Annotated in this window: 7 protein-coding genes; 4 read left to right on the plus strand and 3 right to left on the minus strand. The window is 67.5% G+C overall.

Going from position 1 to position 7,645, the window contains the following annotated elements; all coding sequences use genetic code 11:
• The coding region (locus ABD024_RS15520; protein ID WP_343855114.1) for a DUF6159 family protein at positions 1-472 on the plus strand (472 nt) is incomplete at its 5' end.
• A gap of 16 nt (positions 473-488) precedes the next feature.
• Here ABD024_RS15520 and ABD024_RS15525 read toward each other — a convergent pair.
• Both ABD024_RS15525 and ABD024_RS15530 read right to left on the minus strand, forming a co-directional pair.
• Positions 489-1,235 (minus strand): pteridine reductase, encoded by a 747-nt coding sequence (locus ABD024_RS15525; protein ID WP_343855116.1) that lies wholly within the window; start codon positions 1,233-1,235, stop codon positions 489-491.
• Between the two features lie 70 nt (positions 1,236-1,305).
• Positions 1,306-2,055 carry a hypothetical protein gene (locus ABD024_RS15530; RefSeq protein ID WP_343855119.1) on the minus strand — a complete coding sequence of 250 codons (750 nt, stop codon included), beginning with the start codon at positions 2,053-2,055 and terminating at the stop codon, positions 1,306-1,308.
• Positions 2,056-2,234: 179 nt separating this feature from the next.
• Between ABD024_RS15530 and ABD024_RS15535 the strand changes: the two genes are divergently transcribed.
• The 3 genes from ABD024_RS15535 (at position 2,235) to ABD024_RS15545 (ending at position 6,134) form a co-directional block, all read left to right on the plus strand.
• On the plus strand, positions 2,235-4,412 hold the full coding sequence (locus tag ABD024_RS15535) for a TonB-dependent receptor (RefSeq protein WP_343855123.1): 2,178 nt from the start codon (positions 2,235-2,237) through the stop codon (positions 4,410-4,412).
• Positions 4,413-4,521: 109 nt separating this feature from the next.
• Entirely contained in the window at positions 4,522-5,715 is a 1,194-nt protein-coding gene (locus tag ABD024_RS15540; protein WP_343855127.1) for a class I SAM-dependent methyltransferase, read from the plus strand.
• 74 nt (positions 5,716-5,789) lie between these two features.
• Complete coding sequence (locus ABD024_RS15545) at positions 5,790-6,134, plus strand: VanZ family protein (RefSeq protein WP_343855430.1); 345 nt, start codon at positions 5,790-5,792, stop codon at positions 6,132-6,134.
• On the opposite strand, the gene ABD024_RS15550 is transcribed toward ABD024_RS15545, so the two are convergent.
• On the minus strand, positions 6,111-7,645 hold a 1,535-nt coding region (locus ABD024_RS15550), incomplete at its 5' end, for an LTA synthase family protein (RefSeq protein ID WP_343855132.1). The genes ABD024_RS15545 and ABD024_RS15550 overlap by 24 nt on opposite strands.

Consider the following 7,645-nt stretch of genomic DNA (forward strand, 5'->3'; position numbering starts at 1 on the left):
CGGCCTGCTGCTGCGGATGATCCAGGAGCGACTCGGCCTGATCGGCCGGCTGGTGGTGGGCTTCATCGGCCTGGCCTGGACCGTGGCCACCTTCCTGGTGGTGCCGATCCTGGCCAGCCAGGACGTGGGCCCGGTCGACGCGGTCAAGCGCAGCGTGGAGCTGCTCAAGCGCAGTTGGGGCGAGAACCTGATCGGCAACGGCGGCCTCGGCGTGGTGTTCGGCCTGCTGATGGTGCTGGCGGTGTTGCTTGGTGCGGTGCTGATCGGCGGCGCGGTCGTGCTGCAGTCGGCCGTGGCGATCGTGCTGGCGGTGGCCGTGGTGGTGCTGGGGCTGACCCTGCTCGGGCTGATCCAGGCGTCGCTGCAGGGCATCTATTCGGCCGCGCTGTATCGCTACGCGGAAGCGGGCGAAGCCAGCGTTGGTTTCGACCAGGCGTTGCTGCAGCAGGCCTTCGCGCCGAAGAAGAAATAGCCGCGGGCCGCGAAACTCACACCGATAACGTGCGCCCGCCATCCACGCGAATGATCTGCCCGGTGACAAACGGCGCATCGCGCAACAGCCACAATACTGCGCCGGCCACGTCTTCCGGCGCACCGGTGCGCTGCAGTGGCGTGCGTGCCAACATCGCCTGCTGGTCGTCGTAGGGCTTGCCGTCGCTGGGCCACATCACGGCGCCAGGCGCGACGCCGTTGACGCGTATCTCCGGACCCAGCTCCAGCGCCAGCGAGCGCGTCATCGCGGCCAGTGCGGCCTTGGCCATGCAGTAGACGGTGTGCCCCGCCAGGGGCCGCTCGGCATAGATGTCGATCATGTTGACGATGCCGCCGCGCGCCTTGCGCAAGGCCGGTATCGCCGCCTGGCAAAGGAAGAACGGCGCCTGCGCGTTCGAGGCGAACAATGCGTCCCACTGCTGCGGCGTCGCCGTGCCCAGCGGCGTGGGGAAGAACGCCGAGGCGTTGTTGACCAGCGCATCGAGCCGGCCGTACTGCGCCAGCAGCCGTTCGATCAGCGTGGGCAGGGTGGCCAGGTCAGCCAGGTCGGCCTGCAACAGCAAGGTGCTGCCGCCGCGTTGCCGTTCCAGTTCGTCGGCCAGCGCGCGGGCATCGTCGGCGGAGTGGCGATAGTGCAGGGCGAGGTCATAGCCGGCCGCGTGCAGCGTGCGCGCGGTCACCGCGCCGACGCGTCGGCCGGCGCCGGTGACCAGCGCGACGGGACGATCATGGCGTGGTGGCATGCAGCGGCTCCGGTGGTTCTCCAGCATGCAGCTTGCCGCAAAGCCGCGATGGCGTCATCCGCAGCGCGTGCTATTCGCCTTTCGGCTTGCGCGGTCTCCGGCTGGCGACCTTGCGTGTCGTGCTGGCAACCTTGCGCGCGGCGCTGCTCACCGCCTTGTCGACCAGCGAATCGACCACGCGGCGCTTTGGCTTTGGTTGCGCGCCCTCGCCCGCGCCCTCGACGGTGATGCCGCCCTCGAACAGCTCGATCGCGGTGCCGGCGACCTGTCCGGTGTCGTAATACGCGTAGGCGCCCACGCCAAGCGCGCCGATCACCGGCAGCCAGCGCGACACGCCCTTGCTCAACGTGCGCTGGGTGAGCTTGATGCCGATCTGTTTGGCGACGCGCTCGGCCACGCCCCAGGACATCCGCTGGAACACCAGCCGGTCGCCCATGCGCACCACCAGGTCGCGGAACGCCTGCGCCGCGGTGTGGCGGAACAGGCACCACATCATCTGCTCGCGGCCGAGGCTGGCGTGGTGGCCGTAGGCAGCGGCGATGTCGCTGACCATCTGCGCCTGGATCTTCCAGATCGCGATCAGTTCCGGCAGCAAGGTCAGCCAGCCCAACGGTCCCGGTGGCAGCGCCAACGAACCGGCGGTGAGCGCGGCGCGCTGGGCGGCGCGGTTGGCCAGCCGGCGGGCCTCGCTGGCGGGATCCTTGCTGTTGGCGATCTTGCTGTCCGGCACCTGGCTGACAAAGTCGAGGATCGCCTCGGTGATCCGGCCATGTTCGACCGGGGCGATGACGGCGGGTACCTGTCGACTGGGCTGGGTCATGGATCGCTTCCTGAAGCGCGCACGCGTTCCTTGCAGTCTAGGCGCGCTGCATGAAGCAGGGGTCAATGGCCGTAGCCGTCGGGTTCGCGTGCATGACTTCTGGCGCAGGCGCCATCAGGATTCTGTGCAGTAATGTTATAACATTGCATATAGAAATTGTCCTTCCTGCTGGAATCCCGATGAAGCCTTCCGTGCTCGCCTTGAGCCTCGCCGTGGCGTTTGCCGCATCAGCCGCCCATGCCGTCGACGCGGTGCCGAGCGCCGCCGCCAGCCCCGATGGCGAGGCGAGCGATGGCAGTCGCAACAAGCAGCCGCAAGTGCAGGACCTGAGTGCGATCTCGGTCTCCGGCGCGCTGGACCAGGCGCGCAATGCACTGTCGCCGGATACCGGCAGCAGCCAGTACGTGATCGACCACAAGGCGATCGCGCAACTGCCCTTGGGCGCCTCCACGCCGATGAACCAGGTGCTGCTGCAGGCACCCGGCGTAGTGCAGGATTCCTACGGCGGCCTGCATGTGCGCGGCGACCACGCGAACCTGCAGTACCGCATCAACGGCGTGATCATTCCCGAGTCGATCGGCGGCTTTGGTCAAAGCCTCGATGCGCGCACGATCCACACCGTGAAGCTGCTCGGCGGCGCGCTGCCGGCGCAGTACGGCCTGCGCACCGCGGCGGTGGTCGACATCACCACGAAGAGCGGCCACGACCTCGGCAACGGCGGCAGCGCCGGCATTACCGGCGGCAGCAACGGTACGTTGAATCCGAACGCGTCGGTCTGGGGCAGCAACGATCGCTGGAGCTGGTTCCTCACCGGCAACTACATGGAGAACGATGCCGGTATCGAAAATCCCACGTCGAGCAGGAAGCCGATCCACGACCACACCACCCAGGTGAAGGGCTTCGGCGACATCAGCTACCTGATCGACAACGACACTCGCCTGAGCTTTCTGTTCGGCGTCGCCAACAACCGCTTTCAGATCCCCAACAACCCGAACCAGACGCCGCAGTTTGCCTATCTTGGACAGGATGGTCTGGATACGGTCGACTTCAACTCCGCCGACCTCGACGAACGCCAACGCGAGAACACCCGTTTCGGCGTGCTGGCGCTGCAGGGCAAGCTGGGTTCGACCGACTACCAGGTGTCGGTGGGCCAGCGCTACAGCCGCCTCGCCTATGCGCCGGACCGGATCGGCGAGCTGATGTTCAACGGCGTCGCCTCCGCGGTCATCCGCAGCAATCGCGCCAGCACCTTGCAGGCCGACTTCGCCATGCCGATGGGCGACCGCCACACGTTGCGCTACGGCATCTACGGCAGCTTCGAGCGTGCGGTCAGCGGCAACGACGCGTGGGTATTTCCGGCCGACGCCGACGGCAACCAGGTCAGCACCGCGCCGATCAACATCCTCGACAACAACCGCCTCACCGCGAAAACCTGGTCGGCCTACGTGCAGGACGAGTGGAGCCTCGGCGACACGTGGACGCTGAACTACGGTCTGCGCGGCGACCGTTATCAACTGGTGCGCAGCGAGAGCCAGCTGAGCCCGCGCCTGGGCCTGGTCTGGCAGGCCACCGACAGCACCACCGTGCACGCCGGCTACTCGCGTTATTTCACGCCGCCGGCCACCGAGATGATCGCGAGCAGCAACATCGCCAAGTTCGACGGCACCACCAACGCCGTGTCGGACATGGGCAACAACACGCCGCTGGCCGAGCGCTCGGACTATTTCGACGTCGGCGTCTCGCAGAACATCGGTTCCGCCTGGACCGTCGGCCTGGATGCCTACTACCGCAAGGTGCGGCGCCTGCAGGACGAGGGCCAGTTCGGCTCCGCCCTGGTCTACTCCACCTTCAACTACGCCGCGGGCCGGGTGAAGGGACTGGAGCTCACCGTCAACTACGAGCAGGGGCCGCTGTCCGCCTACTTCAACGCGTCGCTTGGCAAGGCGATCGGCAAGCGCATCATCACCAGCCAGTACAACTTCGCGCCGGACGACCTGGCCTGGGTCAACAGCCACTGGATCTTCCTCGACCACGACCAGAAACTGACCTCGTCCGGCGGCATCCATTACGCGTTGAACGACAGCACCCGGATCGGCGCCGATTACCTGTTCGGCAGCGGCCTGCGCAAGGACGGCGACGTGCCGAACGGTGCCTCGCTGCCGGCGTATTTCCAGTTGAACCTCAGCGTCTCGCGCGATTTCACGTTCGAGCGCTTCGGCAACTTGCATGCCCAGTTCGCCGTGCTCAACGCGCTCGACCGCACGTACGAGTTGCGCGACGGCAGCGGCATCGGCGTCGGCGCGCCGCAGTTCGGCCCGCGGCGCGGCGTGTACCTGAGTCTGCAAAAGGATTTCTGAGCGCAAGAACGTGCGGCAGTTTTGCAGGGCGGGTTGATCTGCAGGTGCCGATGAAGGGCACGCGGCGCCATCCGTTATGCTGGCCGCGTTTTCACGATCGACAATCGCCATGCCCTCCCGCCTCCCCGAACCGAGCGCCGACGAACGCGCCCATTCCGACCGCCTGCTGCAGCTGCTGCGCGAACAGATTGTCTCGCATGGGCCGATGCCGTTCTCGCAATACATGGAGCGTTGCCTGTACGCGCCGGGGCTGGGCTACTACAGCGCCGGCCGCACCAAGTTCGGCGCGGCCGGCGATTTTGTCACCGCGCCGGAGCTGGGCGATCTGTTCGCCGGCTGTGTGGTGAATGCAGTGCAGCCGGTGCTGGCGATGCTCGGCGACGAGGCGGACTTCCTCGAACTGGGCGGCGGCAGCGGCGCGTTCGCCGAGGCGGCGTTGAAGGCGCTGGCCGCCAGCGGCACGCTGCCGCGGCGATACCTGATCCTGGAACCCAGCGCCGATCTGCGCGAGCGCCAGCGTGAACGCCTGCTGGCGCACCTGCCGGCCGGGCTCAACGCCCGCGTGCAGTGGCTGGATCGCCCGCCCGAGCACGACTGGCGCGGCGTGCTGTTCGCCAACGAGGTCATCGACGCGCTGCCGGCCACGCGCTTTGCGATGCGTCAGGGCGAGGTCTACGAGGAGCACGTGGCGCTTGATGGCGAGGGCCGCCTGATGCGCGTCGACCGCCCGGCCGATGCGCTGGTGTCCGCCGCCGTGCGCCATGTCGAGCGCGATCTCGGCGTCGACTTTGCCGATGGCTATCGCTCGGAGATCCTGCCGCAGCTGCCGTACTGGATCCAGGCGGTCGCCGGTGCGCTGACGACGGGCCTGCTGCTGTTCATCGACTACGGTTACGTGCGCCGCGAGTTCTACCTGCCCGAGCGCGACGACGGCACCTTGATGGCGCATTACCGCCACCACGCGCACAGCGATCCGCTGTACCTGCCGGGCATGAACGACCTCACTGCCTCGGTCGACTTCACCGCGCTGGCCGAGGCCGGCAATAGCGCTGGTTTCGGCGTGGCGGGCTACCTGCCGCAGGCGCAGTTCCTGATCGGCGCGGGATTGCAGGACGTGTTCGAGCGCGAGCACGCGGCGATCGCCGACGAGCACGGCCGCTACCGGTTGGCGCAGCAGGCGAAGCGGCTGATGCTGCCCGAACAGATGGGCGAACGTTTCCAGGCCATGCTGCTGGCGCGCGGCCTCGAAGCGCTGCCGCTGCCGGCCGAGCTGCTCGCCGCCGACCAGGGCGAGCGGCTTTGACCGAGCGCGAAACGGTTCAGCCGTCCGGACGGCTGCGCTGGCATCGCGCCTGGGTCGCGTTGGGCGGCACGATCATGCTGTGGGTGCTGTGGATGGCGCTGCGCCCGGACCCCGGCATCACGCTGGATGTCCCGTACGGCGACAAGCTGCTGCACGCCACCACCTTCACCTGCCTGATGGGCTGGTGGGGCAACGTCTACCGCCTGCGCCGTGCGCGCGGCTGGGCCGCGCTGGGTTGCCTGGCGTTCGGTGTCTTCATCGAGTTCGCGCAGTGGCTGGATCCGCCGCGCGACGCCGATGCGCTGGACGTGCTGGCCGATGGCGTCGGCATCGTCATCGCGCTGCTGCTGCTGCACACACCGCTCGCCAGCGTGCTGGCGAGCGTGGAAGCGCGCTCAACGCGCCGGCGCGGGCGTTGAACCAGCCGCTACAGCCACCGAGCTGGCGGGTGCCGGCGCGGTAGCGGGTTCCGCCGGCAGCGGTTCCACCGGCGTCGAATCCTCCGGCCGACGCACCAGCTGGCCGCGCTTGAACAGTTCGCTGGCGACCTGGTAGTAGGCCACGGCCTGGGCGATCTGCTCTTCGTTCTGCGGCACCAGCGGAACCGCGTCGCCGCTGGCGTAGTCCGGCTTCATTTGCTCCAGCTTGCGCTGCGGCTCCAGCACGGTGAGCACGTCGTTGTGCAGGTAGCCGAGCTTCTCGTAGGTGGCCGGGAACGCGCGCTCGCGGCCGGGTTCCAGCTGGAACAGGTCGTAGCCGAAGAAGCGCGAGCGGTAGCTGAAGTTGAGCAGGCCGAGCAGGGTCGGCGCGATGTCGGCCTGGCCCATCAAGCGGTCCACCCGCTGCGGCGTGATGTGCTTCGGCGCGTAGATCCACAGCGGCACGTGGTAGCGGTTCACCGGCACGCTGGTCTTGCCCGCGCTGGAGGCGCAGTGGTCGGCGGTGATCACGAAGATGGTGTCGTCGAAGTACGGCTTCTCGCGCGCGCGCCGGATGAAATCGCCGATCGACCAGTCGGTGTATGCCACCGCGCCCTGGCGGGTGCCGTTGGGCTGTTTCACGCGGCCCTCGGGGAAGGTGAACGGGCGGTGGTTGGAGGTGGTCATGACGTGCAGAAAAAAGGGCTTGCCCTCGGCGTGGATCTGATCCATCTGGCCCAGCGCCAGCGTGTACAGGTCCTCGTCGGACACACCCCACACGTTCTCGCCGTGGATCGTGGCGGTCTTGGGAATGTCGCGCCGGTCGACCGCGCGATAGCCGTTGTGGCTGAAGAAATAGTTCATGTTGTCGAACTGGCCGTAGCCGCCGTAGACGAAGTCCGACTGGTAGCCGCGGTCATTGAACACGGTGGCCAGCGAGAACAGGTTCTCGTTGTTGTGCTCTTTCAGCAGCGAATCACCGGGCGTGGGCGGCACCGACAGCGACAGCGCTTCCAGTCCGCGCACGGTGCGCGTGCCGTTCGCGTACAGGTTGTCGAAGAACAGGCCCTGGTTGACCAGCGAGTCGAGGTACGGCGTCATGTGGTCGGGGTTGCCGAACGTGCCCAGGTAGTCGCCGGACAGGCTTTCCACGCTGATCAGCACCACGTTGAGGCGCTTCTCCGGGCCGACCCGGCGGATCGCGCGGGTGAGGTCGCGCGGGTCGTCGCTGACGTAGGTTGCCTCCGGCGTCTGCAGCATCTCGCGCACGCGGCGGAATGCCTCGTCGTCCGGCAGCGTGCGGTAGAACTTCGCGTAGTCGAGGTGACCGCTGCGGAACGCGTTGAAGAACTGGTAGATGCCGTTGCCGGACAGCTCGTTGACGTAGTTGTTGCCGGTGCGGTCCTTCATCCCGCCGTTCACCGCGACGACCGAAATGACCGTCAGCACCAGCCACAGCAGCGCCACCTTGCCGCGCTGCCAGAAGCGGCTGCCGTCGTCGCGCGCGCGCA

The organism is Rhodanobacter soli (assembly GCF_039523495.1).
Lineage (GTDB): Bacteria > Pseudomonadota > Gammaproteobacteria > Xanthomonadales > Rhodanobacteraceae > Rhodanobacter > Rhodanobacter soli.